This window comes from Streptomyces sp. NPDC058683, from assembly GCF_042716195.1.
In the GTDB taxonomy this organism is placed as follows: Bacteria; Actinomycetota; Actinomycetes; order Streptomycetales; family Streptomycetaceae; genus Streptomyces.
The window spans coordinates 189724-216608 of sequence record NZ_JBHXSK010000010.1 but is presented as its reverse complement, the minus strand read 5'-3'; the positions used below and the strand labels follow the sequence as shown (position 1 = coordinate 216608).

The following is a 26885-nucleotide window of genomic DNA, read 5'->3' as shown; positions in this document are numbered from 1 at the left end:
CCAGGGGCGCGGGGAACTGCGCGATCAGCCCCCACCGGCCCGCGGGGGACCACCGGCCTGTTCGGCACCGCCGGATACCGCCGTCGCGGCTTGATCGCCGTTGCGACGGGATTCGGGGGCGAGGCAGTGGGAGTCGGGACTGTCGACCGGCGTCGGGGCAGTCAACCCTGGGGCGCGGGGCTGTTTCATATGCGGCTTCGCCGCGTGGGCGCGGCGGGAGTTGGGGGGCAGCCGTGTGCGGTGCCGTTCACAGTTCCGTCGAGCCGGCGGTCCTCAGGTCGGGCAGGTTGAACTCTTCGGCCATCTTTGTGAAGCCGCTGTCGTTGGGGTGGAGGTGGTCGCCGGAGTCGTAGTAGGGGCGGAGGCGGTTCGGGGCGTAAGGGTCGCGCAGCGCCTTGTCGAAGTCGGTCACCGCGTCGTACACCCGGCCCGACCGGATCCGCTCGTTGATCTCCTGGCGCACCGTTTCCCTCGCCGGCGTCCAGCCGCGGTGGCCCTCGAAGGGCATCAGCGTCGCCCCCACCACCTTCACCCCGCGCGCATGGGCCGCGCGGACGAGTGAGCGCAGCCCGGCGACGACCGCGTCGGGGTCGGCCGGCCGGCGGCTCCGCAGGATGTCGTTGATCCCGAGATCGATGACGACGACCTTGACGTCCGGACGGGACAGGACGTCACGGGCGAAGCGGCCGACACCGCTCTCGTTCTCCGCCGGCCGCCCGAGCCCGTCCGCGAGGACCTGGTTGCCGCTGATCCCCTCGTTGACCACGCTGTAGCGCGGCACGTCGGAACCCCCCTGCACGGCCCGCCGCAGCCGCCCCGCCAGCACGTCCGGCCACCGCCGGTTGGCCCCCTGCGTCGAGGTGATCCCGTCGGTCAGCGAGTCCCCGAACACCACCACCGTGCCGTCGGAGTCGTCGCTCAGCACGTCCAGCGCGGTGAGATACCGCCAGTACGGCGTCTGCCCGGTGTACGCGGACGCACCCGCGTCCTCCGTACGGTCGCCGTCCGCGACGTACGACACCTGACGGGCCCGCGGGTGATAGGTCACCGGCCCGGACGGCGTCGGGGAGTACGTGGTGACCAGCATGTCCGCGCCCCGCGGCACCCGGATCGCCACCGCGTCGCTGACCGCCTGCCCGCCCGCCGGTACGACGACGGACGCGGAGCCGCCGAAGGTGAGCCGCCGCATCGTCCCGGCGTCGGCCGCGGCCGTGTCGTGGCCGGCCGCGAGGGCGATCGAGGCGTGGGTGAGGGTGAGCGCCGACCGGCCGTACAGGTTGGACAGCGTGACCCGGGCGCTCGTACCGGACGCGGTCGTGTGCACGACGTTGCGCACCGACCGGCCCGCCAGCCCGTTCGTCCCGGTGCCCGGCTCGCCGCCCACCGGGGACGCCGACCAGGCGCCGACCCAGGTACCGGCCGACACGGGCGCCGCCGAGGCGCCGTGGCGGCGGCCGGCTCCGTCCGCGGCGGCGGCGCCGCGGGACGTACCGTCGGCGGCGACACCGGCGTAGAGGGCGGCGGACAGGGCCACGATCAGCGCGACGATCGCGCCGAGCAGGGCGTAACCGTGGTGACGCCGGGTCATGCGTGTTCAGTTCTCCTCGACCGAGGGCAGGCCCCTGACGGGCCGACCTGCCGGAATTTCCCGAACAGACAGACGACGGGAACTCTTGTTCCGTTCCGGGAGTAGGTCAGGAAGGGACAATATGTGCGGGATCACCATGAGGGTGCGACCGGCTGCGAACGGGTGGAGCAGATGGAGGAACGTACGGAAACGCCGGACGGCGACGGTCGGGCGGGAGCCCGGGCGGGGGGCACCCCGGCCCCGCCGGCCCCGTCGTACAAGTCGATGAACGCCTTCACGCCCGCCGACGAGGAGCGCCAGCGCGGGGTACGGCGCATGAAGACCACGGCGACCGGCCTGCTGCTGCTCGTCGCCCTGGTGTACGTGCTGGCCAAGTGGGCGTCCGGCGCGGGCGCGGGCTCCTGGGCGGACTATGTGGCCGCGGCCGCCGAGGCGGGCATGGTCGGCGCGCTCGCCGACTGGTTCGCGGTGACCGCCCTGTTCCGCCACCCGCTCGGCCTGCCCATCCCGCACACCGCGATCATCCCGACGAAGAAGGACCAGCTGGGTGTCTCGCTGGGCGAGTTCGTCGGCGAGAACTTCCTCTCCCAGGACGTCGTACGGCAGCGGTTGCGCGCCGTCGGCATCGGCAGCCGGCTCGGCGCGTGGCTGGCGGAGCCGAAGAACGCCGACCGGGTGACGGCCGAGCTGGCGACCGCGCTGCGCGGCGCCCTGACCGTGCTGCGGGACTCCGACGTGCAGGCCGTGGTCGGCGAGGCGATCACCCGGCGGGCGGATGCCCAGGAGATCGCCCCCGGCATCGGCAAGATGCTGGACCGGGTCGTCGCCGACGGCGGTCACAATCGGGTCGTGGACCTGGTCGTCACCCGGGCGTACGACTGGCTGGTGCAGCACGGGGACTCCGTCATGGACGCCGTCCAGGGCGGGGCGCCCGGCTGGACGCCCCGGTTCGTGGACCGGCGGGTCGGCGAACGCGTCTACAAGGAACTGCTGCGCTTCTGCGCCGAGATGCGGGACATGCCGTCGCACCCGGCGCGCGGCGCCCTCGACCGCTTCCTCACGGACTTCGCGAACGACCTCCAGTCCGACACCGACACCCGGGCCCGGGTCGAGCGGCTCAAGGGCGAGGTCCTGGGCCGGGGCGAGGTGCAGGACCTGATCGCGTCCGCCTGGACGGCCGTAAGGTCCATGATCGTCTCGGCGGCCGAGGACGAACGCAGCGAGCTGCGGCTGCGCGTCCGCGCCTCCCTGATCTCGCTGGGCGCCCGGATGGCCACCGAACCCAAGGTCCAGGACAAGGTCGACAGCTGGGTCGAGGGCGCGGCCGTGCACGTCGTGTCGACCTACCGCAAGGAGATCACCTCCCTGATCACCGACACCGTCGCGGGCTGGGACGCCGAGCACACCACCCGGAAGATCGAGGCGCACATCGGGCGCGATCTGCAGTTCATCCGGATCAATGGCACGGTGGTGGGGTCGCTGGCCGGAGTGCTGATCTTCACGGTGTCGCGGGCGCTGGGCGCGTAGCGCGCTTCGGGCGCTTCAGGGGCCCGGAGCTGGGCACTCGGCCGGGGGTTTCGGTTCCTTCCCGGCCGAGGAGGCGCGGATGGCTGCGGGTGCGGACGTGGGCGTGGACGGGGTGGACGGCGGCAGCGGCCGCGGCCGGACGATCACCACCCGCATCCCGGCCCGCCTGGACCGCCTGCCCTGGTCCCGCTGGCACTGGTCGATCGTCATCGGCCTGGGCACGGTCTGGATCCTGGACGGCCTGGAGGTCACGGTCGTCGGCAACATCGCCAGCCGCCTGTCGGAGCCGGGCAGCGGGCTCGCGATCTCGTCGTCCCAGGTCACCGGCACGGCTGCCGCGCTGTACGTGGCCGGCGCCTGCGCCGGTGCCCTCTTCTGGGGCCGCCTGACCGACCGGCACGGCCGCAAGAAGCTCTTCATGATCACCCTGGCGGTCTATCTGGCCGCCACCGCCCTGACCGCGGTCTCCTTCGCTCCCTGGTGGTTCTTCACCTTCCGTTTCCTGACCGGCTTCGGCATCGGCGGCGAGTACGCGGCGATCAACTCCGCGATCGACGAACTGATCCCGGCGTACTACCGCGGCCGCGTCGACCTCATCATCAACGGCAGCTTCTGGGTGGGCGCGGTCGGCGGCTCGCTGCTCTCGATCGTCGCCCTGAACACGGACTTCCTGGCGAAGGACGTGGGCTGGCGCCTGACCTTCGCGCTGGGGGTCGTCCTGGGCCTGGTCATCCTGCTGGTACGACGGAGCGTCCCGGAGAGCCCGCGCTGGCTGCTGATCCACGGCAGGGAGCGGGAGGCGGAGGAGATCGTCTCGTCCATCGAGCGTCAGGTGGAGGCGGAGAAGGGCGAGCCGCTCCCCGAACCGGCGAGCGAGCTGGTGATCCACCAGCGGTCCGGTGTCAGCTTCCGGGAGATCGCCCGCACGGTCTTCCACGACTACCGCCGCCGGGCCGTCCTCGGCTTCTCCCTCTTCGTCGGCCAGGCGTTCCTCTACAACGCGATCACCTTCGGCTTCGGCGTGATCCTCACCAAGTTCTTCGACGTGCCGACGGGGGACACGGGCTACTACTTCGCGGTCATCGCGGTCGGCAACTTCCTCGGCCCGCTGCTGCTGGGCAAGCTCTTCGACACGGTGGGGAGGCGGGTGATGATCTCCTCGACGTACCTCGGGTCGGGGCTGCTCCTCTTCCTCACGGCCTGGCTGTTCGGCCGGGGCGTGCTGACGGCGGGCACGCTGACGGCGTGCTGGTGCGCGGTCCTGTTCTTCGCGTCGGCGGGAGCGTCCAGTGCGTACCTGACGGTGTCCGAGATCTTCCCGATGGAGACGCGGGCCATGTCGATCGCGTTCTTCTACGCGCTGGGCACGGCGGCGGGCGGCATCAGCGGGCCCCTGCTGTTCGCCGACCTGACGGGGACGGGGAAGGTCGGCGACACGGTGCTGGCCTTCCAGATCGGGGCGGGGCTGATGTGCGCGGCGGGGCTGGTGGCGGCGGTGTGTGCGGTGAACGCGGAGCGGCGGTCGCTGGAGGACATCGCGCCACCGCTGACGGCGGCGCCGGGCGGGGCGGCGAAGGCGGGGGCGTAGGGGCGGGCACCGGTCGTGCTGCCCAGGGCGACGGTTGCGCGGCCCGGGGCGACGGCCTCGCGGCCCGGGGCGGCGGTTGCGCGGCCCGGGGCGACGGCCTCGCGGCCCGGGGCGGCGGTTGCGCGGCTCGGGATGACGGCCTCGCGGCCCGGGGTGACGGTTGCGCGGCCCGGGACGACGGCCTCGCGGCCCGGGGCGGCGGTTGCGCGGCTCGGGATGACGGCCTCGCGGCCCGGGGGAGAGGGCTCAGCGGCCCAGTGAGACGGCCGCCGCCAGGAAGGCGACGCCCGCGCACACGGCCACTGCCCATCCCGTACAGCGCGCCCGCAGCCCGCGGTAGCGCCGCTCGTACTCGCCCCGCAGGGAGACGCACCGGGCGGCGATCCGTTCGAGGTCCTGCCGGGCGCGCTTGAGGCTGTCCTCGACGTAGTGGCGTTCGACCTCGTCACGCTGGGACGTGGTCAGCCAGTCCAGGCGCCCGGTGAACTCCCGGGCCCGCTGTTCGGCCTCCGTGACCCTGGCCCGCCACAGCAGGTATCCCTCCACCTCGTTGGCGAGTTCTCCGTCGGTTCCCCGCTGCGGTCTGCCGCCCACTCGGTGTCCCGAGTCGGTCATGAGTGGACGCCGTGCGCCTCGGCCTCGGCCAGGGCGATGTCGGGGTGGTGCAGGTCGAACGCCGGGGATTCGCTGCGGATCCGCGGCAGGGTGACGAAGTTGTGCCGCGGCGGCGGGCAGGAGGTCGCCCACTCCAGCGAACGGCCGTAGCCCCACGGGTCGTCGACGCCGACCGGCTTGCCGTACCTGGCCGTCTTCCACACGTTGTAGAGGAACGGCAGGATCGACAGGCCGAGCAGGAACGAACCGATCGACGAGACCGTGTTCAGGGCGGTGAAGCCGTCGGTCGCCAGGTAGTCGGCGTACCGGCGCGGCATGCCCTCGGCGCCCAGCCAGTGCTGCACCAGGAACGTGGTGTGGAAGCCGATGAACAGCGTCCAGAAGGTGATCTTGCCGAGCCGTTCGTCGAGCATCTTGCCCGTCATCTTCGGCCACCAGAAGTGGAAGCCGGAGAACATCGCGAAGACGACCGTGCCGAAGACCACGTAGTGGAAGTGGGCCACCACGAAGTACGAGTCGGAGACGTGGAAGTCCATCGGCGGCGAGGCCAGGATGACCCCGGTCAGACCGCCGAACAGGAACGTCACGAGGAAGCCCGTCGCCCACAGCATCGGTGTCTCGAACGACACCGAGCCCTTCCACATGGTGCCGATCCAGTTGAAGAACTTCACCCCGGTCGGTACCGCGATCAGGAAGGTCATGAAGGCGAAGAAGGGGAGCAGGACGCCGCCGGTGACGTACATGTGGTGCGCCCAGACGGTGATGGAGAGGCCGGCGATCGAGATGGTGGCCGCGACCAGGCCCATGTAGCCGAAGACCGGCTTGCGGGAGAAGACCGGGAACACCTCGGTCACGATGCCGAAGAACGGCAGGGCGATGATGTACACCTCGGGGTGGCCGAAGAACCAGAAGAGGTTCTGCCACAGGAGCGCGCCGCCGTTGGCCGCGTCGAAGACGTGGGCGCCGAACTTGCGGTCCGCCTCCAGCGCGAACAGCGCGGCGGCGAGGACCGGGAAGGCGAAGAGGACCAGGACGGCGGTCAGCAGCACGTTCCAGGTGAAGATCGGCATCCGGAACATGGTCATGCCGGGGGCGCGCATGCAGATGATCGTGGTGATGAAGTTGACCGCGCCGAGGATGGTGCCGAAGCCGGAGAAGGCCAGACCCATGATCCACATGTCGGAGCCGAGGCCCGGTGAGCGGATCGCGTCCGACAGCGGGGTGTAGGCGAACCAGCCGAAGTCGGCCGCGCCCTGCGGGGTGAGGAAGCCGCCGACCGCGATGGACGAGCCGAACAGGTAGAGCCAGTAGGCGAACATGTTCAGCCGTGGGAACGCGACGTCCGGCGCACCGATCTGGAGCGGCATGATCCAGTTCGTGAAGCCGGCGAACAGCGGCGTCGCGAACATCAGCAGCATCACCGTGCCGTGCATCGTGAACGCCTGGTTGAACTGCTCGTTCGAGACGATCTGCAGGCCCGGCCGGGCGAGCTCGGCGCGCATGAGCAGCGCCATCACGCCGCCGATCAGGAAGAACGCGAACGACGTGATCAGATACAGGGTGCCGATCGTCTTGTGGTCGGTGGTGGTGAGCCACTTGATGACCACGTTGCCGGGCTGTCGGCCGCGCAGCGGCACCTCGCTGTCGTAGTGCGGGACGGCCGAGGGCTCGGGGTCGTTGAGAACGGTCACCTGTGTGTGTCTCCAGACGCTCGCGGTTCACCCGCACCATGGCTGACTCTCCGGTCATCCTGGCCGCTCGGAGCGGGGAGAGAAGCCCTGAGCAGCCCGCCGTACGGCCGATCGGGCGGTCAGGACCCACGAGTGGAGCAAACCCGGCGCCGGTCCGGCCCTGATTCCGGTCGCCGGCCGCACCCTTGCCAAGCCCTAAATAAAGTGATTCATTGTCGTGGCAAGTGAATGGATGCATGTCAAATGCGGGGAGGGTCGCATGCATGCCCATGAGATCACCGCTGTCACCTTGGGTGCGGAGCCGGTCGGTATCGAGCAGTTCGTCGCAGTGGCCCGGTACGGCGCCCGGGTCTCCTTCGACGCGACCTATGCCGACCGGGTGCGCAAGTCACGCGCGCTCGTGGAACGCTTCCTGGCCGAGAACCGCCCGGTGTACGGCGTCACCACCGGATTCGGCGACAACGTCACAGAGGTGATAGACCCGGCGGACGCCGAGCGGCTGCAGCGCAACATCGTGCGCTCGCACGCCGTGTCGGTCGGCGAACCGCTGCCCACCGAGATCGTCCGCGGCATCGCGCTGATGGAGCTGGTCGGCCTCGGCGAAGGCTATTCCGGCATCCGGTTGGAGACCCTGGAGCTGATCCGGCGGATGCTCAACGCCGGGGTCACGCCGCACGTCCCCGGCGAGGGGTCCGTCGGCTATCTGGCCCCGGAGGCGCACATGGCCCTCGTGCTGCTGGGCGAGGGCCGGGCCCGGTACGGCGGCGAACTGCTGCCCGGCGCCGAGGCACTGGCCCGGATCGGAGCGCAGCCGACCCGGCTCGCCTGCAAGGAAGGGCTCTCGCTCACCAACGGAACGCACTCGGTCACCGCGATCGCCGTCCTGGCCGCCCATGACGCCGGCGTCGCGGCGACCACCGCCGACGTCGCCGCGAGCCTGTCGGTGCAGGCGCTCAAGGGCACCCTCCGCGCCTACGACGCCCGGATACAGGAGCGCAAGCGCCATCCCGAGCAGGCCGCGGTCGCCGAGAACCTGCGGCGGCTGACCGAGTCCAGCGCCCTCAGCGCCGAGTTCCTCGACCACCGGCTCCAGGACAGCCTCTCCCTGCGCGCCGTTCCGCAGATGCACGGTGGTGCGAAGCGGGCGCTCGCGCAGGCCCGGGAGGTCATCGTCGAGGAGCTGCACTCCGTGGGCGACAACCCGGTCATCCACCCCGAGGGCGAGGACGGGGTGGCGCTGAGCGGGGCGAACTGCGACAGCACGTTCGTCGGCATCCAGGCCGACTCCATGGTGAACGCGATGACGGTGCTGGCCAAGGTGTCCGAGCGCCGCACCGACCGCATGGTCAACAGCAACTTCAGCGAGCTGCCCGCCTTCCTGGTCCGCCGGCCGGGACTCGACAGCGGCTACATGATCGCGCAGTACACGGCCGCCGCCCTGACCATGGAGATGCGCGGCATGGCGGTGCCCTCGTCCGCGGACAACGTCACCACCTCGGCCAATCAGGAGGACGTGGTCAGCAACGCCTACCTGGCGGCGCTGAAGGCCTACCGCGCGGCGCGCAAGCTCGGCTACGTCGTGGCGATCGAGCTGATGTGCGCCGTACAGGCACTGGACCTGCTCGCGCCGCGCTCGCCCTCGCCGGCCGCGCAGGCGCTGCGGGCCAGGATCCGGGAGACCGTCCCGACCGTGAACGAGGACCGGGTCTTCCACACCGATGTGGAGCACATCGCCGAGCTCGTGCGCAGCGGAGAGGCACTACGGACCGTCGAGGACGTGACCGGCCCGCTGTCCCGCTGAGACCGGCCCGCGCTCAGGTGCGGCCCAGGGAGAGCAGGCGCAGCTCGCGGCTGCGCTGCACCGCCGCGGACCGGTCGGTGGCGCCGAGCTTGGCGTAGATCCGACGGATGTGGGTGCTGACCGTGTTCACCGAGACCGACAGTTCGGTGGCGATCTCCGGTCGGGACAGGTTCGTCGGCAGGTAGCGCAGCACGCGCAACTCGCTGGGGCTGAGCGCCGGGGCCGGTTCCCGGGCTGCCCGGTCGGCTCTGGTCCGGGCGCTCCCGTGGACGGCGTCGAGGACATCGGTGACCATCGCCGCGTGCGACGTTCCCTGCGGTGGCAGGGTCTTCAGCAGCTCCCACGCGCCGGTCATCACGAAGGGCAGGATCAGCCGGTCCGGCTCGGCAAGGTGCAACGCCCGGTCGACGGCCGCGTGCGTCGCGTGCTCCTCGCCGAGGTCACGGCAGGCGAGCGCATCCAAGAGCTGGGCCTCCACCCGCGTGAGGTAGGAGTTGACGTGCGCGGTGCCGTCGAGAACGGCGCGCAGTTCACGCCGGGCCGACGCCGGGTCCTGCTCGGCCAGCCGGATCACCGCGGCCGTGTTACGGATCTCGCCGACGGCTGCCTGCCGCTCGTCGACGGTCTCAAGTGCCGCCTGTGCCTGGTCCACCAGCCCGAGCCGGGCCCGGGTGGCGATCTCCCAGGCGATCACCCGGGTGGTCAGCGCGTGCTCACCCACCATGCGTGCCTGCAGCTGCCGGGCGGCGGTGAACTCCTCCAGCGCCCGGTGATGAGAGCCCTGTGCTGCCGAGAGAATCGCGGCGGTAAGGCTGACCAGCAGCCGCATGGCCGGTTCACTCGTGGCGTCACAGGTGTGCTGGGCGCGCTTCAGCCAGTGCGCGGCGTGCTCGAACTCCCCCGTCCAGACAAGCGCGTTGGCGAGCGTCGCCTGCGCCGGGGCGATCACCGGATCGTCACTCCAGCCGTGCCGTTCAGCGAGTGCCAACGCTTCCTCACAGCGCTGCCGGGCCAGCGAGAAGGAGTGGTTCGTGGAGGCGAACCCCAGGTGGCCGAGGCAGGAGACCTCCAGATAGGGGCGGCCGATGCGGCGGGCGAGCGTGGCGCCTTCCTCGAGATGCCGCATGCTGTCGGCCAGTCGCAGCGACCAGGCCTCGGTGACGCCGAGATTCAGCAGGGCGTCGGTCCGCAGGTCCGCGCTGAGCGTGACATCGGTGACCGACTGTCCGCCGGCAGGTGTGAGAAGCGTGCCCACCTGGTCGAACACCCCGTCGAAGTGCCCGCGCAGCCGCGCCAGGCGCAGGCCCAGCGAGCCGACGGCCATCCGCAGGCGGCGTCGGCGGTCGGGCGCAGTGGTGGCGGCGTGGGACCCGGCCGCCTTGAGATGCGCAGCCGCCTGGTCGAGGCGGAGCTGGTCCAGCGCGGCGATGGCGTGCACCAGGGCCAGCTCCGCGGAGTCCGTGCCGTTCTGAGCGGGGAAGGCACCCAGCAGTGCCGCCAACGTCCCGGCCTGTCCGTCGAGGGTGAGGCTGATGGCGTGGTCGGTGAGCAGACGCGCCGCTTCGGTCCAGTCGCCGGCGGCCTGCAGATGGCCGACGGCACCGGCGGCGTGCCCGTGCTCGCCGAGCCAGTGTGCGGCGAGCCGGTGCAGTCCCGGGATGTCCCCGGGGAACGTGCGACGCAGTTCCAGCTTCAGCTGGTCACCGAACATGCGGTGGTAGCGGAACCAGGTACGGCCGGGATCGAGCGACACGGTGAACGCGTTGGCGTCCTCCAGGCCCAGCAGGATGCCCTCCGACCCCGTGGTGCCGGTGAGCAGGTCGGCCAGCTCGCCGTTCACCCGGTCCAGTACGGAGGTGCGCAGCAGCAGGCTCTGGACCTCCGGGGGCTGCCTCTCCAGCAGTTCGGCCATCAGGTACTCGGCGACCGTACGGTCGCTTCCGGAGAACTCGGCGACGAACCGTTCGGGGTCGGGGTGTTCGGAGAGAGACAGCACGGCGAGTCGTAACCCGGCCGCCCACCCCTCGGTCCGCTGGTGCAGCGTGGTCACGGTTCCCCCGGGCAGCGCGATCCCGGCGACGGCCAGGAGACCGCGGGTCTCTTCCTCGGTGAAGCGCAGGTCCGCGGCCCGGATCTCGGCCAGTTCCCCTTCCAGCCGGAGCTGGTGCAGGCGAAGCGGCGGCGCGTGCCGGGTCGCCACGACCGCGTGGACACCCCGGGGCAGACCCGTGAGCAGCGAAGTCAGCTGTTCAGCGGCTTCGGGTGAGCTCAGCTCGTGCAGGTCGTCGACGACCAGCACCAAAGGACCGGTGGCTCTCGCGAACTCGGACAGCACCTTGTCCACCGTGGCGCCGCTGAGGCCCAGCGTCGTCGGCAGCGGTTCCCCGCCGCCGTCGGTGTGGGACGCGGTCCGCACCGCACTCAACACCGCGCCCCAGAACAGCTGTGCGTCCCGCAGACCGGGCCGTACGGACACGAAGGCGATACGGCGATCCTGACCCCTCCGGTCCGTCCACGCCCGCAGCAGGGAGGTCTTCCCGCTGCCGGCCGGCGCCGAGATGACCGTGACCTGCTTCTGGATCGCTCGGTCCAGTGCGGAGACCAGGTCGTGACGGTGGATCAGTCCCCTGGAGCCCGGATCCGGTATCGCCCGTACGTCGATCGTCATATCCGGGTGTATACCGCGCTGCACCCAAGACGTGCAGCGCGGAGTCGTTCCAGTTGTCTCATGGTGCGCGGGTTTGCTTCCTGGGGTGAGAGGAGCAGGTGGTCGAAGCCGAACACGCCCCGGCCGAGGTCCACGGGGAACGCCATGGGCGGCGCAGAGGGGATCAGCCGGCGTAGACGCGCTGGTAGATGTGTTCGGCCAGCATGATGACGGTGACGTTGGTGGTGGCGGAGGGGACCTCGGGAATGATCGACGCGTCGGCGACCCGGAGCCCGCTGACGCCCTTGACGGCGCCGACGGAATCGACGACGGCCCACGGGTCACCCGAGCCGCCCATCGGCACCGTGGACGTGGGGTGACCGTAGATGGCGGGATTCGCGGCGATGTTCTGCGCCAGGGCGGCGTCGTCGGTCACCGCGTCACCGGGGGCCATCTCCGCCGCGACGAACCGTGCGAAGGCCGGGTTGCGGGCGATGGCGCGCCCGAGCTTGACGCCTTCGAGCATGCGGCGGGCGTCGCGCGGAGTGCCGAGGAAGTTGGCGTCGATGAGAGGAGCGGTCTCGGGATCCCGGCCGGCCAGCTTCAGCGTTCCCGTCGACTCGGGCCGGACCAGCGCGGCCATCAGGACGATCGCCCCTCCGGTGGGGCTGAAGGAGCCGTCCATGAGGTGGGTGGCGGTGACGTGGAGGTCCAGTTCGTCGCCGGCGGCCTCGCTGGAGGCCGTCCAGAGCAGGGAGCCCACGGCGGGGGACATCTCCAGATGGTCAGGGGCCAGCGCGTAGGCGTTGTAGTAGCCCACCTGATCCTGAAGGCGCTGTCCGACGGGCAGATCGGCGACGACCGGGATGCCCAGGGCGGTGAGGTCGGCGGCCGGGCCGATGCCGGAGCGCAGCAGGATCGCCGGGCTGCCGTACGCGCCGCCGCAGAGGATCACTTCGCGGCCCCGGTACACCGTGCCGTCCGCGGCGAGGACACCGGAGGCGGTGGTGCCCTCGAACAGCACGCGGTCGACGGTGACATCGCCGCGGACGGTGAGGTTGGGGCGGCGCCGTACCTCGTCGGTGAGGTAGACCAGGCCCACGTTCTGCCGGACTCCGTCGACCACGTCGACCGGATAGCCGTCGGCGCCGTTCTGCTCGGCGCCGTTGAAGTCGTGCACGCGCTTGAAGCCGTGCGCGACGGCCGCCTCGACGAATCCCCGCAGGGACGGCGTCAGTTCGCTGTCCGAGCGCTGCCTGATCGGGAGCGGACCGGTCCGCCCGTGATAGGCGTCGTCACCGGCGGGGGTGTTCTCCAGCAGCTTGAACACCGGGAGTACGTCGTCGTAGGACCAGCCCTCCACGCCGTGCTCGCCCCACTTGGCGAAGTCGGCGGCGCGGGCCCGGAGCGCGACGCAGGCGTTCACGGCGGAGCTGCCCCCGAGGACCTTGCCCCGGGGAGTCGGAAGCGGCGGCGCCTGGTCCGTGCCGTGCGAGGTGTAGCCCCAGTCGTGATCCGGGTCCGCGATCCGGTTCGCGTCGAGCAGCGCGGGAGGGTAGGCGCCGGCTGCATAGACACGTCCGGCCTCCAGTAACAGGACCGTTCGTGCGGGGTCCTGGCTGAGGCGGGCGGCGAGGACCGCGCCGGCCGAACCTCCGCCGACGACGACCACGTCGGCCGTGGCGGACACCTCGGACATGGCGATCTCCTTCTCTGTGGGGGAGTTGGTGCCAGTTTGCGAGCGTGACGGTATGCAACGACCTCGACGTCATGGTGGCTACGGAAACGATCCGTTCCGACATTCGCCGTGAGGCAGGTGAGCGGACGTCACTGGATTCAGGTGATTCGCCGGTCCGCCCGACAAGTGGCGCGATCTCGTGCCGGCGAGCCGCACCAGGAGGAACGGTCTGCCCCGGTCCGGCGCGGCGTCCGCCTCGTCAGGGACCGGCCTGTTCACTCGCGGCGCTGTGCTTCCTCCCGCGTCGGCTGGGAGGGGACTCTCGTCGTGAGCGGTGCGACAGGGCGGGCGGTGCTGCGGGCTGCCTCTTCGAAGCGGCTCGGAAACGGGTACTTCCGGTCCAGGAAGGTGCGGATCGCGGCCCGGGCGGCCGGTCGGGTCTCCGGGGGCGTGTCCACGTCGTTGAGGCAGAAGAAGTCGATGTCCTCGCCGGCCGTGAGACGGGCCAGGCGGCGGCGCATGTCCGGTGTGCCCAGCTGGACGTAGCGGAAGCGGTAGTCGGCGGGGACGGCCCGGCCGGTCGCCATCGCCCAGTGGTGGTGGAGCGTGGACGCGGGGGCCACGTCGGAGGTGGAACGGAAGCGCGAGTAGGCGGTCCGTTCGAGTTCCTCGATTCCGAGGCCCTCCATCTCCCGCATGACCGACAGCAGTTGGGGATGCGGGGTGTGCAGCGACTTGTGCGTGATGTGTCTGCCGTGGAAGCGCCTGATCACCTCGCGGGCGTTCTTGCCGGCGGAGTTCGGGGCCGGTTCGAGCGGGTGCGGGGCGCCGACTCCGAGTTTCAGGGGGGACAGCGGGATACGGGCGATGCCGTTGCCGTGGAAGAAGTGCTCGGGTCCTACCGGGCGGTTGATGAAGACGTCGTCGTTGAAGTAGAGGTAGTGCTCCGACAGGCCCGGGATGTGGTGCAGGCCGCTTTCGATGGCGTGGGAGTTGAAGACGGGAAGCGCCTCGGACGGGAGGATGTCCCGGTGGTCGATCACCGTCAGACCCTCCGCGTCCGGGTCCAGCCAGGCCGGGACCTGGGAGTCGGTCACGAGGTAGACGCGCCGGACGAACCCGGCGTACATCTCCAGTGAGCGCAGTGCGTACTTCAGTTCGTCATGGCTGGTGTAGCGGGACGCGCCGGTCTCGCGCGGGGCGATGACGTTGTCGGAGAGCTCCTGATGGGCGCTGCGCTTCGCGGCCATCGCCGGGTCGTCCCCGTCGACCCAGGTGTACACGGCGTCGACGGGGAACAGCACCTCGTCGATGCCCGGCTCGGCGAACGGGGCGAACGTCGGGACGGTGCGGCGGCGACCCGCCGCCGGTTGCCGCGCGGCCACCGGCAGCACCTCCGCCACGGGGTTGCGGCGCGGGGCGACGAGCGCCGGGCCGAAGACGTCCGGCAGCCGGCTGCCGGGCACGGTGAGCCAGGCGGGATCGGCGCCCGCGGCCGTCCCCGGGGTGATGCCCGCAGCCGTGTCCGGGACGGTACCGAGATCCCGGCCGTGCCGCCAGAACTCGATGTCGCACCCCGTTTCGAGGCCGCTGAGCACCTGCCCTCCCGGGCCGAGGCGCACCACACCGGTGCGGAGCACCGCGGCCCGCCTCAGGGCCCGCGGCAGCCTGCCGTCGGCCCACAGCACCGCGGTCGTCACGGCGCCGTCCGGTCCGACGGCACCGACGTACCCGGCGGTGCCCGCGAAGCGCTGGGCGGCCCGGGCGAGGACCGCGCCGCGGTACGACTCCTCGACGCCCACGACCTGCCGCGGCGCGCCGTGCCCGTGGTCGGAGGGGACCAGGAAGTACGGGACACGCAGCCCTTCCAGGAGCGTGCAGACGCGTTCGAGATCGGCTTCGACGGCGTCCGCGGCGGTGTACGCGGCGACCGTACGGCCGTACAGCCGCGTCGGTCCGAGGGTGGTCCCCCGCGTTCCGGGGACGGCGGCCCGCAGGCGCCGTCGGGCCCGGGTCGCGCGCAGTGCCCAGAGCCCGGCCGACACCCAGGTCCACAGGCTCACCAGAAGGCTCCCGGCGGCGCGCAGACCCGTGGGCGCCGTGAGACGGTGACGGATGTCCATGCCCCCCGGCCCCCGTCAGTCCTGCTTCTCGAAGGGGCTCGCGAAGGGGAAGTAGTCCTCCAGGAACTCGTTCATCCGGACGCCGACCCGCTCCCGTTCCTCGGGCGGCACGTCGACGTCGTTGAGGCAGAAGAAGTCGAAGCGCCGGTTGCGGCGCAGCTCGGCCAGGCGGGCCTCCGCGTCCGGGCGGCTGATGTTGACGTACCGGAAGCCGAACCGGCCCGGCACGCCGTGGCCGGTCATCAGCGCGTACTGGTAGAGCAGCGGGGCCGTCACGGCGATGTCCTGCGGCGAACGGAAGCGGGACGCCGTGGTGCGGCGGATGTCCTCCGGGAAGAGCTCCTCCAGGGCCCGCAGCGTCTCCCGCCGCTGCGGCAGCGGGGTGTGCATGAAGTTGTTCGTCGTCATCCGCCCGAACCTCTCCAGCAGCAGCCGGCGGACGTTCTTGCTCGCGGAGTTGGTGGCCGTCTCCTCGGCGTGCGGCTTGCCGACGCCGATCTTGAGCGGGGACACCGGGATCTTCATCAGACCGCTGCCGTGGAAGAAGTGCTCCGCGGTGACCCGGCGGCCGACGAACACGTCGTCGTTGAAGTAGAGGTAGTGCTCCGACAGGCCCGGGATGTGGTGCAGCCGGGTCTCGATCGCGTGCGAGTTGAACACCGGCAGGACGTCCGCCGGGAAGATGTCCCGGTGGTCGACGACCGTGATCCCCGGGGCGGTGTCGTCGAGCCAGTGCGGCTTCTGGCCGTCGGTCACGACGTAGATGTGGCGGACGAAGTCGGCGTACATGGCGAGCGAGCGCAGGGAGTACTTCAGCTCGTCGTGGCTGGTGTAGCGGGAGGCGTTGGTCTCCTTGTCCAGGATCTCGGCGGTGCCGCGCTCCTGGTACCGGGCGCGCTTGGCCCGCATCTCGGGCTCCTCGCCGTCCACCCAGGTGTATACGACGTCGACGGGGAAGGTCACGTCGTGCACGGTCGGCCGGGTGAGCGCGGCGAAGCTCGGCAGTTCCCGGTCGCCGATCCGCACCAGGGCCGGCTTCTGCTCGGACGCCGGCAGTACGTCCGTGACGCCGTTGTTCCGCGGTGCGACGAGGGACTCCGCGAAGATGTCCTCGGACGCCTGCGGCTGGACCGCGGCCAGGCGCCGGGGGCCCTTGTCGGAGGCGAGGAGTGCTGCCCCGTCCTCCCAGAACTCGACGTCGCAGGCGAGCTCCGGGCCGGCGAGCAGCTGGCCCGCCGGGCCCAGGTGGTTCTCCCCGACGCGCAGGACCGGGGCCGTACGCAGCGGGGCCGGCAGGACACCGTCCATGAACAGGGCGGGGTGCTTGAGCTTTCCGCCGGGCAGCGGTCTGCCGATGAACACCGCCTTCCCCGCGTTCCGCGCCTCGAGGGCGGTGAGGAGACGCTCCCGGTCGAGGGCGTTCACGCCGATGGTGTGGCGGGTGCGCGAGGCCGGCACCAGGAAGTAGGGGATGCCTTCCTGCTCCAGCGCGGCGAGCACCAGGCCGAGGTTGGCGGCGGCCGCCTCGGCGGCGGTGAACCGGGTCACGACCCGTCCGTACAGCTGCTGGCCGCGCACCGCCACCGGGCGGAGCACCGGATCCGTGACCGCTGCCCTGCGGCGGCGCCGCAGGGTACGCAGCTGCCACACCTTCTCGGCGGCCTTCCGCTCGACTCGCGGTCGCACCCGCCGGGCAAAGGAACGCACGGTCACGTTCTGAGCTCCTCTACATCAACCCCTACACACCCTTGTGTTAACCAGACGGACACCTAAGACGGATGGTTGTAGAAATCTTCTCGGAGAATTAAGGAAAATCCGATCTTGCCCACAACCGACTCATGCAAGCATGTGCTATAGGTCGCCGGCTCCACCGCCGCCGGCACCTTCCGCTAGCCGGCCCGGCGCTCTCGCTCCCGCCCTCGCCTCCGCAGCAACAGCAGCCCGCCCGCCAGCGCGGTGATCCCCGTGGCCGCCGTCCATCCGACGACGTCACCGGACCCGGTGGCGGCGAGGTCGTCGCCCTTGCCCATCACCGACGGGGAGGACGACGCCGACGCCGAGGCCGGAGCGGACGCGGACGCGGATGCGGAAGCCGATGCCGATGCCGGTGCCGTCGGACTCGGGGAAGACGTCGCACCCCCTGCCGCCTCCGTCCGGTCCCGCGTGAACGTCAGCGTCCCGAAGCCCAGTTGGTCGTACCCCCCGCTGTTCGGCCCGTAGTCCCCGCCACCGCCCTCCGGCGCGGCCTTCGCCGCGATCCGGGTGACGTACGTCGCCGGCAGGCCCCGCCGCTTGGTGTAGTGGTTGGCGATCATCGCCCAGACGGGCCGCGTCATCGACGGATCGACGCCCGCCGCTGCCGTCACCGTCTCGCTCCCCGACCACCCCCCGATCGCACCCTTGCGCCGCGTGCTCGCGGTGAACGGCACCTGCCCGCCCATGCTCCACTTGGCGACGTACTGCGCCCCCTTGAGGAACCGGCTGTCGTCGTACCCGTACAGGTCGATCCCCTGGTTCCAGGCCATCTCGCAGAACGTGCCCATGAGCCCGACCCCGAGCAGCGCGTGCCCCTGGTCGCGCCCCGCCTCCAGCCACTCGCCCAGCCCGCCGTCCGCCTCCTCGTCGTACACGACGGGAATGGCGTTCCTGATCGCCCCGAGCCCGTCGCCGTGCTTGAAGTAGTCGACCGCGCGGGCGACCTGGGCGCGGTCGTCGCAGAAGATGCCGGTGGCGAGGACGCAGGCCATGGCGGCGAGGTCCCAGTTGGTCCAGTAGTTGGAGACGACGGCGCCGTTGTGCCGGACGAGGAAGTCGTCGCTGACCGCGCCGAAGCGCTTGCTCAGCATCTCCTGGAAGCGGGCGAGCTCGAAGTCCCCGTGGTCGCGGACGAGTTCGGCGGCGTTCGCGAACTGGTAGCCGTACAGCCCGGCGGCCAGGAACCGGTCGGCGGACCCGTTGACCGCGGTGAGGGTGGACGACCAGGCGTTGAGGACGGCGACGGCGGTGTCGGCGTACTCGCTCTCGCCGGTGACGTGGTAGCGCAGGGCGTTCTGGTAGGCGGCGTGGACGTCGTTGTAGAGGAGCGCGTAGTTCTCCGGGGTGCCCGAGCCCCGGTACACGACGGCCTGCGGCCGCGCCTGCCAGCCGCTCTGCGCGTGCCGGTTGGCGGTGAGCCGGGCGAACCCGGCCGTGTAGGGGGCGGCGCCCGCCTTCACCTTGGCGGCCATGCGGTCGAGATCGGTACGGGTGTGCAGCAGGCCGGGATGGGCGAAGGCCCCGGCGGCGGAGGCGGGGCGGCCCGCCGCGGCGATCCCCGCGGCGGCCCCCACCGTCACTCCCGAGGCCTTCAGCAGACTCCGGCGGCTGATCTGTCGAGTCGTGTGCATGCCCTGGGAGACGAACCGGCACGGCCCCGATAACAGAAACCCGGAGCCGGTCGCTCAGGCACCGGTCGTGGACCCCGGCCGCACGATCATCAGGACCGTCACGGCGGCCCACAGCAGGTTGAACACACCGGTGAACATGGCGAGTTGGGCCGTCGCCTGCCGCGTGACAGCTTTCGCGCCGCCTGCCACGCCGCCCGCCGTGCCGCCCGCCACGCCGCCCGACGCGCCGTCCTCCGCGGTGCCCTTTGTGGTGCCCTCCACCAGTGCGCTCTGGCGGGGCAGCACCAGCGCGGCGAGGACGACGGCCGCGAGGGCGGTGAGCGCGATCGACGTGATCAGCCAGGCGCTGCCCAGCACATGCATGTTGCTCGCGGTGGCGAACCCGAACACGGGGACGGCGACGCCGACGACGGCGTACACCCGGCAGATCCGGTACAGCAGCTGGAGGGTCTCGGCGGCCCGGACGTCGTCCGGTGCCTCGATGGCGCGCCGGGCGGCCGGCGGGAACATGCTGGCGGCGACGGCGACGGGACCGATCGCGACGATCGCCGCGAGGACATGGACAGCGAGGAGGAACTTGGTCACGGCCTCGACCGTAGGCGGCCGCGGGATCTTGCAGAAGCGGCGATACTGCCACCACTCGACGGATTCTCGCCAGGACTGGGTCCCACGGCCACTGGATGTCCGCCCCCGGTTGGCGGTAACCCGTCGAACCGGTACGTTCTTGCCATGCACACCGTCGCCGTACTGGTCCTGGACCAGGTCATCCCGTCCGACTTCACCGTGCCGATCGACACCTTCGGCTGGGCCCGGCTGCCCGACGGCCGGGACGCCTACCGGGTGCGGGTGTGCGGGCCGGCGGACGAGGTGACGGCGGCGGGCGGCGCGTTCACCGTCAGGGCGCCGTACGGGCTGGACGCGCTGGCCGAAGCGGACACGATCATCGTGCCGGGCGTCGCGGATCCCGCCTGCGTCCTGCCGGCCGAGGTCGCCGAGGCCCTGCGCGCGGCGGCGGCGAACGGCACGCGGATCGCGTCGGTCTGCGTCGGGGCGTTCGTCCTCGCGGCCACCGGCCTGCTGGACGGCCTGCGCGCCACCACGCACTGGGTCGCGGCCGACACCCTGGCCGCGCTGCACCCGGGCATCGACGTCGACCCGAACGTCCTGTACGTCGACAACGGCCAGTTCCTGACCTCGGCGGGCGCGGCGGCGGCCATGGACATGTGCCTGCACCTGATCCGCAGGGACTACGGCTCGGCGGTCGCCGCCCACGCGGCCCGGATGTCGGTCATGCCGCTGGAGCGGGAGGGCGGCCAGGCCCAGTTCATCGTCCACGACCAGCCGCCGGCCCCGGCCGGTGCCACCCTGGAGCCGCTTCTGGCCTGGCTGGAGGACAACTGCGACCGGGACCTCACGCTGGAGGAGGTGGCGGCGCGGGCCGGCATGAGCACCCGTACCCTCAACCGCCGCTTCCGCGACCAGACCGGCACGACCCCGCTGCAGTGGCTGCACCGGGCGCGGGTGCGCAGGGCGCAGCACCTGCTGGAGACCACCGCGCACCCCGTCGAACGCATCGCGACCCAGTCGGGCTTCGGCTCCCCGACGGCCTTCCGGGAACGCTTCCGCAGGGTGGTCGGCACGAGCCCACAGGCATACCGCCGGGCGTTCCGCAGCGCGGATGCTTCCTGAGCGCGCGGTCCCGTAAATGATCTACGCCAGGTCGGTTGACCAGCTTGGTTTCCGTCGGCCGGCAAGGCCGAGGTTGTGGAGTCGGGCGATGCCGGGCATGGCGTGGTGGACGCCGTCGTCTTCGAGGCGGCAGTCGCGAAGGATCTTCCCGGTCTTCATGCGGGCGAAGTGCGCCGGCACCTGGGCGGTGGCACGGCCCGGACCCGGTCGGTCGTCGCGGAGCGCCCTACGCACCGACCCCGACACCGCTACCGATGCCGTCCCGGGCGAGGCGGGTCACGTTACGTCGCGATGACCGATGCCCTCCTGGATCGGGGTGCCTAATGTCATCTCGTCCCTGGTGGCAACGGATCGGAATCGGACCCGTATGCGTCTGCTCACGTACCTCGTCGGCTGCAGTGTCGACGGCTTCACCGCCGGTCCTGACGGACAGTGCGACCCCTTCGGCTTCGACGGCGATCTCAAGGCCGCCGTTCTGGCCGAGTACCCCGAGACCGTCCCGGACCATGTCCGAAGGCCGCTGGGCGTCGTCGGCACGGCGAACAGATTGTTCGACACGGTCGTCATGGGGCGCGGCGTCTACGAGTCCGCTCGGGCGGCCGGTGCCGGCAGCCCGTATCCCTGGCTGCGGCAGTACGTGGTCTCCTCGTCCCTGAAACGGCCCGCGTCAGGCGTCGATGTCGTCGCGGGGGACCCGGCGGAGTTCGTCCGCGGGCTGAAGCGGCGGCCGGGCATGGGCATCTGGCTGTGCGGCGGCCCGGTGCTGGCCGGGCGCTTGCTGCGCGAGGTCGACATGCTCGTGGTCCACCGCCACCCGGTGGTGTTGGGGGCCGGCGTTCCGCTGTTCCACGCGGCATTCGACCCTGCCGCCTTCACGCTGACCGGCTTCCGGGTCTTCGCCACCGGCGCGACTGTCACCACGTACACCAAGCAGTAGGAGCACCCATGTTGTTTCGCCCCACGACCGAGGCCGATCAAGAGCGTGTCGCAGCAGTCGTCGTGGATGAACCGGTGGGCTGGATCGACGCCGACCGCTACCTGGACGAGTTGAAGCAGGGGATGTACCGGCCGGAGTGGACCTGGATCGCCGAGGACGACGGGCGGATCGTGGGCCGTTCCTTGTGGTGGGGGCAGCAGGACAGCGCTCACCCCGTCGCCCTGGACTGTCTGCATGCCGACCCGACGCTCCCCGACCGCGCGGAGGTGGCGGCCGGGCTGCTGACCGCCGCGCTGCGGGCGTTCGCCGGCGCCGGTGCGCCCAGAACTCCGCTGTACAACCTGACGCTGCCCGTCGGCTGGCGGGACACCCCGGGCGCGGTGGCCGCCGTGGAGTGGCGGCGCCGGGCCGCCGTGGCAGCAGGCCTCACGCACGAGGTGGAACGGCTGCGCCTGCAATGGACGGCCGACGTCGGTCTCCCCGCGTCCAGAGACCGGCTGACGTTCGCCCCCGCTTCGGACGAGGAGTTCCTCCGGCTGTTCCGTCGGATCGCCGTCGGCAGCCTGGACGACGAGACCCGCAGGAACATCGCCGTCAAGGGCGCCGAAGCCACAGCCAGGGACGAGATGGACTTCTATCTCGGCTGCCCCGGTCGGCGCGAGTGGTGGCGCGTGGCCCACACCCCGGACGGGCAGGTCGCGGGCCTCGCCCTCCCCTCCGCGACACCGTATGCCCGCAACGTGGGCTATCTGGGAGTCGTCCCCGAGTTCCGCGGCCATGGGTACGTGGACGACCTCCTCACCGAGATCACCCTCATCCACGCGGAGTCCGGTGCCGAACTGATCACAGCCACCACGGACACCGGCAACGCCCCCATGGCCGCGGCCTTCGCCCGCGCCGGCTACCGGACTTCGGAGATCCGCATGCTGTATTCGGCGCCGGTGGCCGTATGAAGAGAGGAGAGCCGGTCTGATGCCGGTTTTCATCGAGGAGTTCACCTTGACCGGGAGCGGCAGCGGTCCCTACGCGCTCACCACGGGCCCGGACGGGGCGCTGTGGTTCACGCTGGTTCACAGCGGGGGTATCGGGCGTCTCGTGCCCGGTGGGGTACTCACACACCATCAACTCGATCCGGACTGCGGGCCGACGATCATCGCTGTCGGGCCGGACGACGCCTTGTGGTTCACCGAGCACCGGGCGCACCGCATCGGCCGGATCGCCCTCGACGGCAAGGTCGAGGAATTCACCGTGCCGACCGCGGAGTGCGGTCCGTTCGGAATCGCCGCCGGGCCGGACGGAGCGCTGTGGTTCACCGAGACCGCCGCCGACCGGATCGGCAGGATCACCACCGACGGCCGGGTGACCGAGTTCCCGCTGCCGGCCACCGGGACCTACCCCTCCGCGATCACCGCGGGCGCCGACGACGGGATGTGGTTCACCCTGAACCAGGCCGACGCGATCGGGCGGATCGGCATGGACGGAGCCGTCACTCTGCACCCGTTGCCGACCAGGTCCGCCGCCCCGGTGGGCATCGCGGCCGGGCCCGACGGAGCGGTCTGGTTCGTCGAGATCGGTGCAGGGCAGATCGGGCGGGTCACTCCCGACGGCGGGATCACCGAGTTCCCGCTGCCCGACCGCACGTCCCGGCCGCATGCCATCACCCCCGGCAGCGACGGCACGTTGTGGTTCACCGAGTGGGCCGGCAACCGGGTGGGCTCCCTCACCCCCGACGGCACCGTCACCGTGCACGACCTGCCGACCCCGGGCTCGGAGCCGCACGGGATCGCCCTGGGCCCGGACGGAGCTCTGTGGGCAGCGCTGGAAATCGGCGCACTCGCCCGTGTCGGCGTCCCTGTCCGCACGCAACGAAGCAACGAACGACGAAGCAACGAACGACGAAGCAACGAAAGGGAACGCTCATGAAGTACGCACTCGTGATCTTCGAGACCGATGAGTCGCGCCACCGGATCCGGACCGACCGGGCCGCTCACCGAGCGGCGTACGAGACCTGGATCGGCAAGGTCGCGGCGGCAGGCAAACTGATCGGTGGCGATGCCCTGGACACCGAGTCGGCCTCCGCGGCGACCGTGCGCAAGACCACCGAAGCAGCGCCCGCCACGGTGACCGACGGGCCCGCGCACCCCGGCGAGGAGACCCTGGGCGGCTGGTTCGTCGTCGACGTGGCCGACCGTGAGGAAGCCGTGGAACTCGCCAAGGGGCTCGGCACCTTGGAGACCATCGAGATCCGGCCGGTGCTCGAAGGCGCCTGAGGACGGCCCGTTGCGGCATCACCCCTCCCCGGACGTACAGTGTCGATCATGATGCTCGGTTGCCGGCGGGGGGCGGACGGTGCAGGGGCGCACAGAAGAACGACGCCACATCGAGCGGATGCTCGCCAACTCTCGGCGCGGAGCGAGCAGTTCACTGCTGCTGCACGGCGAGGCCGGCATCGGCAAGACCACTCTCCTTGAGCATGCGGCCGCCCACGCGGACGGCATGCGCGTGCTGCGGGTCGAGGGCATCGAATCGGAGATGGAGCTCGCTTTCGGAGGGCTCCATCAGCTCCTCCTGCCGGTGCTCGATCTGCTCGACCGGCTGCCGGGACCGCAGGCCGGGGCTCTGCGCGCCGTCTTCGGCCTGAGCGACGAGCCTGTACGGGACCGTCTCACCCTGGGGCTCGCCGCACTGTCCCTGCTGTCCGAGGCGGCCACGGACGACCCCCTGCTGTGCCTGGTCGACGACCTGCAATGGCTCGACCGGCCGTCCGGGGACGCGCTGACCTTCGCCGCCCGGCGGCTGCGGGACGAAGGCATCGTCATGCTCTTCGCCACTCGCGGCACCTCGCCGGAGAGCGGATCGAGGGCGCTGCCGCGCGTACACGTCACCGGTATCGACCGGCGGTCGGCCGTGGCGCTGCTGCCCGGCCTCGCTCCCCCGGTCGCCGAGCACATCCTCGACCAGGCGCAGGGAAACCCGCTGGCGCTGCGGGAGTTGGCCGCCGCGCTGACCCCGGCGCAGCGCGCCGGACAGCTGGGGCCGCTGGCGCCGGCCGAGGCGCGGCCCGAGCTGCCCCATCAGCTCCAGGACACGTTCGCACAGCAGATCCGCCGCCTTCCCGACGCGACCCAGCGCACGCTCACGGTGGCCGCGGCCGACGACACCGGGGACCTGCCCACCGTGCTGGCAGCCGCGGGCCGGCTCGACGGGGAGGTCACGGATCTGGAGCCCGCCGAGCGTGCCGGACTGGTCTTCGTCTCCGCCCAGAAACTGCGTTTCCGGCACCCCCTCATCCGGTTCGCCGCCTACCAACAGGCCCCGCTGGCCTGGCGGATCGCGGCGCACCGGGCGTTGGCGGCGGGCCTGGACGGCGCCCAGCACGCGCACCGGCGCGCCTGGCACCTGGCCGCCGCGACGACCGGCCCGGACGAAGAGGTCGCCGCGGAGCTGGAACGGGTCGCCGAGTGGGCCGGAAGCAGGCAGGCCATGGCGTCCGCGTCCGCGGCGTACGAGCGGGCCGCCCGCCTGACCGCCGATCCGCGCCGGCACGCCCGCCGCCTGATCACCGCCGCGCAGAAGGCGAGCGAGGCCGGCCAGGACGAACGGTGCCGCGCTCTCGCCGACCAGGTGACACTGCCCTTGCGGGACCCGGGGATGGCGGCGGACTTCGCCCGCGTACGCTCCGTGGTCGAGCTCGGCTACGGCAGCCCCCGCCGGGCCGCCCGCATCCTGGCCGACTGCGCGGACACGATCTCGGCCGACCGCCCCGACAAGCTCGCGCCGCTGCTGACCGACGCCCTCCACGCGGCCTTCTGCGCGGGCGACGCACCCCTCATGGTGGAGATCGGCGTCCGCACACCCCACCTGCCGATCCTGGCCGTGCCCGCCCACCTCCTGGCGGGCGACCTGCCCGGCGCGCGCCGGGCCCTGGACACGCTCGTACGGGCCGGACGCCTCGCCGACGTCGGGCTCATGGACCAGTTGGTGACCGCGATCCACTGCCACCTGATGGCCGATCACGCGACCGCGCACGAACTGGCCGCCGCGGCGGTCGCCCACTGCCGCGAGCAGGGCATCGGCGGATGGCTGCCCACCACGCTGCATCTGCGCGCCCAGGTGGAGCTGGCGCTCGGCCGGCTCGACGACGCGCACGCACACGCCACCGAAGCGCTCCGGCTGGCCGACGGCTACGACCTGGACCACCGAGCAGCCCATCTGCGCGCCCTGTCGGCGGTGCTGGCCGCCGTCCAGGGGGAGGAGGCGCAGACCCGGAAAATGGCCGAACAGGCACTGGAGTACACCCGCCCGCGCGAGGTCGGACGGGGCGCGGCGGAGGCGCTGTGGGCGCTGGGGCTGCTCGACCTCGGCCTCGGGCGGGCGCAGGACGCGCTGCACCATCTGGAGGCGGCCCGGCAGGCGGCGGGCCACCCCTTCCTGGCCCGGCACCTGTTGCCGGATCTGATCGAGGCGGCCGTGCGCGCCGGACATCCGGAAGGGGCGCGGGCACCCGCGGACCAGCTCATGACCTGGGCGGCCGACCTCGGACAGCTCCACTTCACGGCTCAAGCGCACCGCTGCGCGGCCCTGACCAGCCCGGACACTCAGGCCGAGCAGCACTATCTGGCCGCCTTGGACCTGCACACCGACGGCAACGACTTCGATCGGGCGCGCACCCAACTCCTCTACGGCGAATGGCTGCGCCGCTCGCGCCGCAAAATCGACGCCCGCGACCAGCTGCGCACCGCGCTGAAAATCTTCGATCAGCTGAACGCCCGGCCCTGGGCCCACCGCGCTCGCACGGAACTCCAGGCAGCCGGCGAAACCCACGACCCGTCCGACGCCACCGACTCCCCCCTGACCCGTCTGAGCGCCCAGGAGCGCGAAGTTGTCCGTCTCGCGGCCACCGGCGCCACCAACCGCGAAATCGCCACGCACCTGTTCCTGAGCCCACGCACCGTCGGCCACCACCTCTACCGCGCGTTCCCCAAGCTCGGCATCAGCTCCCGAACAGAACTCGCCGACCTGCTCACGCCCTGACGGGCGCAGAAGAACAGGCAGGTCAGGCGCCCTTCCCGACCACAGGCACAAGCCGGGCTGACCGGGACGCCAGCTGCGACCGAGAGAGATCCGCCCAGGGGGTACCCGCCTCGTACTGCTGGGCCTTGCGCAGTGCGGATGCTTCCTGGGCGTACCGCCGGGCCTTCCGCAGTGCGGCCGCTTCCCGGCGCGGATGCTCGCCGGCGCGGATGCCGCTCAGGCGCGCCGGTCGGTGACTCAGGCGCGCCGGTCGGCGACCGCCCAGGACGCCAGGGCCACCGCGCCCGCCACGCCGAAGACGGACGGCCAGGCGCCGACCTTCTTGGCCAGCGGATGCGACCCGGCGAACGCGGCGACGTACGCGACGGACAGCGCCCCGGCGGCCTTCCCGCCCGCCCGCTGCCGCCACTGCTGCGCGGCGGCGGCCCCGGCGACGGCCAGCACGGCCCCGCCCAGCGGCCGCTTCTTCGTCCACCGGGCCACGCCGTACCCTCCGACAAGCCCGCTCGCGGCGATCACCGAACTGGGAACCCTGGCCATGCCCGTCTCCTTCTGCCACCTTCTGGCTGGATTCCCCGAGG

19 protein-coding genes are annotated in these 26885 nt (G+C 71.6%); 9 read left to right on the top strand and 10 right to left on the bottom strand.

Annotation, left to right across the window (positions count from 1 at the left end; all coding sequences use genetic code 11):
- Positions 1–247: 247 nt before the first annotated feature.
- Complete coding sequence (locus ACFWXC_RS13500) at positions 248–1588, bottom strand: SGNH/GDSL hydrolase family protein (protein WP_384477808.1); 1341 nt, start codon at positions 1586–1588, stop codon at positions 248–250.
- Between the two features lie 171 nt (positions 1589–1759).
- Here ACFWXC_RS13500 and ACFWXC_RS13495 point away from each other — a divergent pair, with 171 nt between their 5' ends.
- Together ACFWXC_RS13495 and ACFWXC_RS13490 are read left to right on the top strand one after the other, a co-directional pair.
- On the top strand, positions 1760–3115 hold the full coding sequence (locus ACFWXC_RS13495; RefSeq protein ID WP_384477805.1) for a DUF445 domain-containing protein: 1356 nt from the start codon (positions 1760–1762) through the stop codon (positions 3113–3115).
- A gap of 79 nt (positions 3116–3194) precedes the next feature.
- Positions 3195–4703, top strand: coding sequence for an MFS transporter (locus ACFWXC_RS13490; RefSeq protein ID WP_384477802.1), 1509 nt, complete (start codon positions 3195–3197; stop codon positions 4701–4703).
- 246 nt (positions 4704–4949) lie between these two features.
- Here the strand turns inward: ACFWXC_RS13490 and ACFWXC_RS13485 are convergent, their stop codons facing one another.
- Together ACFWXC_RS13485 and ctaD are read right to left on the bottom strand one after the other, a co-directional pair.
- Complete coding sequence (locus ACFWXC_RS13485; RefSeq protein ID WP_384477799.1) at positions 4950–5318, bottom strand: cytochrome C oxidase subunit I; 369 nt, start codon at positions 5316–5318, stop codon at positions 4950–4952.
- Complete coding sequence (gene ctaD / locus ACFWXC_RS13480; protein ID WP_384477796.1) at positions 5315–7009, bottom strand: cytochrome c oxidase subunit I; 1695 nt, start codon at positions 7007–7009, stop codon at positions 5315–5317. The genes ACFWXC_RS13485 and ctaD overlap by 4 nt, the downstream gene beginning before the upstream one ends.
- A 259-nt stretch (positions 7010–7268) precedes the next feature.
- Here ctaD and hutH point away from each other — a divergent pair, with 259 nt between their 5' ends.
- On the top strand, positions 7269–8810 hold the full coding sequence (hutH, locus tag ACFWXC_RS13475) for a histidine ammonia-lyase (protein ID WP_384477793.1): 1542 nt from the start codon (positions 7269–7271) through the stop codon (positions 8808–8810).
- Positions 8811–8823: 13 nt separating this feature from the next.
- Here hutH and ACFWXC_RS13470 read toward each other — a convergent pair whose 3' ends face one another.
- From ACFWXC_RS13470 to ACFWXC_RS13445, 6 genes are all read right to left on the bottom strand, one after another.
- The gene (locus ACFWXC_RS13470; protein WP_384477790.1) at positions 8824–11478 is read right to left on the bottom strand and encodes a LuxR C-terminal-related transcriptional regulator; all 2655 of its coding nucleotides are present in this window, start codon (positions 11476–11478) and stop codon (positions 8824–8826) included.
- 163 nt (positions 11479–11641) lie between these two features.
- Positions 11642–13156: a GMC family oxidoreductase gene (locus ACFWXC_RS13465; RefSeq protein WP_384477788.1), complete on the bottom strand. Its 1515-nt coding sequence runs from the start codon at positions 13154–13156 to the stop codon at positions 11642–11644.
- A gap of 254 nt (positions 13157–13410) precedes the next feature.
- The gene (locus tag ACFWXC_RS13460; protein WP_384477785.1) at positions 13411–15258 is read right to left on the bottom strand and encodes a stealth family protein; all 1848 of its coding nucleotides are present in this window, start codon (positions 15256–15258) and stop codon (positions 13411–13413) included.
- A 15-nt stretch (positions 15259–15273) separates the two neighbouring features.
- A complete protein-coding gene (locus tag ACFWXC_RS13455; protein WP_384477782.1) occupies positions 15274–16971 on the bottom strand; it encodes a stealth family protein in 1698 nt (565 codons plus the stop codon).
- Positions 16972–17147: 176 nt separating this feature from the next.
- On the bottom strand, positions 17148–18644 hold the full coding sequence (locus ACFWXC_RS13450; protein WP_384477779.1) for an alginate lyase family protein: 1497 nt from the start codon (positions 18642–18644) through the stop codon (positions 17148–17150).
- A gap of 54 nt (positions 18645–18698) precedes the next feature.
- Positions 18699–19229: a hypothetical protein gene (locus ACFWXC_RS13445; RefSeq protein WP_384477776.1), complete on the bottom strand. Its 531-nt coding sequence runs from the start codon at positions 19227–19229 to the stop codon at positions 18699–18701.
- A gap of 144 nt (positions 19230–19373) precedes the next feature.
- On the opposite strand from ACFWXC_RS13445, the gene ACFWXC_RS13440 reads away from it, so the two are divergent.
- From ACFWXC_RS13440 to ACFWXC_RS13415, 6 genes are all read left to right on the top strand, one after another.
- On the top strand, positions 19374–20333 hold the full coding sequence (locus tag ACFWXC_RS13440) for a GlxA family transcriptional regulator (protein WP_384477773.1): 960 nt from the start codon (positions 19374–19376) through the stop codon (positions 20331–20333).
- Positions 20334–20700: 367 nt separating this feature from the next.
- Entirely contained in the window at positions 20701–21270 is a 570-nt protein-coding gene (locus tag ACFWXC_RS13435; protein ID WP_384477770.1) for a dihydrofolate reductase family protein, read from the top strand.
- A gap of 8 nt (positions 21271–21278) precedes the next feature.
- Positions 21279–22223: a GNAT family N-acetyltransferase gene (locus ACFWXC_RS13430; RefSeq protein WP_384477767.1), complete on the top strand. Its 945-nt coding sequence runs from the start codon at positions 21279–21281 to the stop codon at positions 22221–22223.
- Between the two features lie 19 nt (positions 22224–22242).
- Positions 22243–23193, top strand: a complete 951-nt coding sequence (locus ACFWXC_RS13425; protein ID WP_384477764.1) for a virginiamycin B lyase — start codon at positions 22243–22245, stop codon at positions 23191–23193.
- Positions 23190–23540, top strand: coding sequence for a YciI family protein (locus ACFWXC_RS13420; protein WP_384477761.1), 351 nt, complete (start codon positions 23190–23192; stop codon positions 23538–23540). The genes ACFWXC_RS13425 and ACFWXC_RS13420 overlap by 4 nt, the downstream gene beginning before the upstream one ends.
- A 79-nt stretch (positions 23541–23619) precedes the next feature.
- Positions 23620–26304 (top strand): ATP-binding protein, encoded by a 2685-nt coding sequence (locus ACFWXC_RS13415; protein WP_384477758.1) that lies wholly within the window; start codon positions 23620–23622, stop codon positions 26302–26304.
- Positions 26305–26541: 237 nt separating this feature from the next.
- Here ACFWXC_RS13415 and ACFWXC_RS13410 read toward each other — a convergent pair whose 3' ends face one another.
- Entirely contained in the window at positions 26542–26844 is a 303-nt protein-coding gene (locus tag ACFWXC_RS13410) for a hypothetical protein (RefSeq protein ID WP_384477755.1), read from the bottom strand.
- Positions 26845–26885 lie beyond the last annotated feature (41 nt).

What these genes read in the sequence shown, in the direction of transcription:
- ACFWXC_RS13440 (WP_384477773.1), top strand. Translation starts at nt 19,374, where the DNA reads ATGCACACCGTCGCCGTACTGGTCCTGGACCAGGTCATCCCGTCCGAC.
- ACFWXC_RS13450 (WP_384477779.1), bottom strand. Translation starts at nt 18,644, where the DNA reads ATGCACACGACTCGACAGATCAGCCGCCGGAGTCTGCTGAAGGCCTCG.
- ACFWXC_RS13495 (WP_384477805.1), top strand. Translation starts at nt 1,760, where the DNA reads ATGGAGGAACGTACGGAAACGCCGGACGGCGACGGTCGGGCGGGAGCC.
- ACFWXC_RS13410 (WP_384477755.1), bottom strand. Translation starts at nt 26,844, where the DNA reads ATGGCCAGGGTTCCCAGTTCGGTGATCGCCGCGAGCGGGCTTGTCGGA.
- ACFWXC_RS13435 (WP_384477770.1), top strand. Translation starts at nt 20,701, where the DNA reads ATGCGTCTGCTCACGTACCTCGTCGGCTGCAGTGTCGACGGCTTCACC.
- ACFWXC_RS13420 (WP_384477761.1), top strand. Translation starts at nt 23,190, where the DNA reads ATGAAGTACGCACTCGTGATCTTCGAGACCGATGAGTCGCGCCACCGG.
- ACFWXC_RS13425 (WP_384477764.1), top strand. Translation starts at nt 22,243, where the DNA reads ATGCCGGTTTTCATCGAGGAGTTCACCTTGACCGGGAGCGGCAGCGGT.
- ACFWXC_RS13460 (WP_384477785.1), bottom strand. Translation starts at nt 15,258, where the DNA reads ATGGACATCCGTCACCGTCTCACGGCGCCCACGGGTCTGCGCGCCGCC.
- ACFWXC_RS13470 (WP_384477790.1), bottom strand. Translation starts at nt 11,478, where the DNA reads ATGACGATCGACGTACGGGCGATACCGGATCCGGGCTCCAGGGGACTG.
- ACFWXC_RS13465 (WP_384477788.1), bottom strand. Translation starts at nt 13,156, where the DNA reads ATGTCCGAGGTGTCCGCCACGGCCGACGTGGTCGTCGTCGGCGGAGGT.
- ACFWXC_RS13430 (WP_384477767.1), top strand. Translation starts at nt 21,279, where the DNA reads ATGTTGTTTCGCCCCACGACCGAGGCCGATCAAGAGCGTGTCGCAGCA.
- ACFWXC_RS13500 (WP_384477808.1), bottom strand. Translation starts at nt 1,588, where the DNA reads ATGACCCGGCGTCACCACGGTTACGCCCTGCTCGGCGCGATCGTCGCG.
- ACFWXC_RS13490 (WP_384477802.1), top strand. Translation starts at nt 3,195, where the DNA reads ATGGCTGCGGGTGCGGACGTGGGCGTGGACGGGGTGGACGGCGGCAGC.
- hutH (WP_384477793.1), top strand. Translation starts at nt 7,269, where the DNA reads ATGCATGCCCATGAGATCACCGCTGTCACCTTGGGTGCGGAGCCGGTC.
- ACFWXC_RS13485 (WP_384477799.1), bottom strand. Translation starts at nt 5,318, where the DNA reads ATGACCGACTCGGGACACCGAGTGGGCGGCAGACCGCAGCGGGGAACC.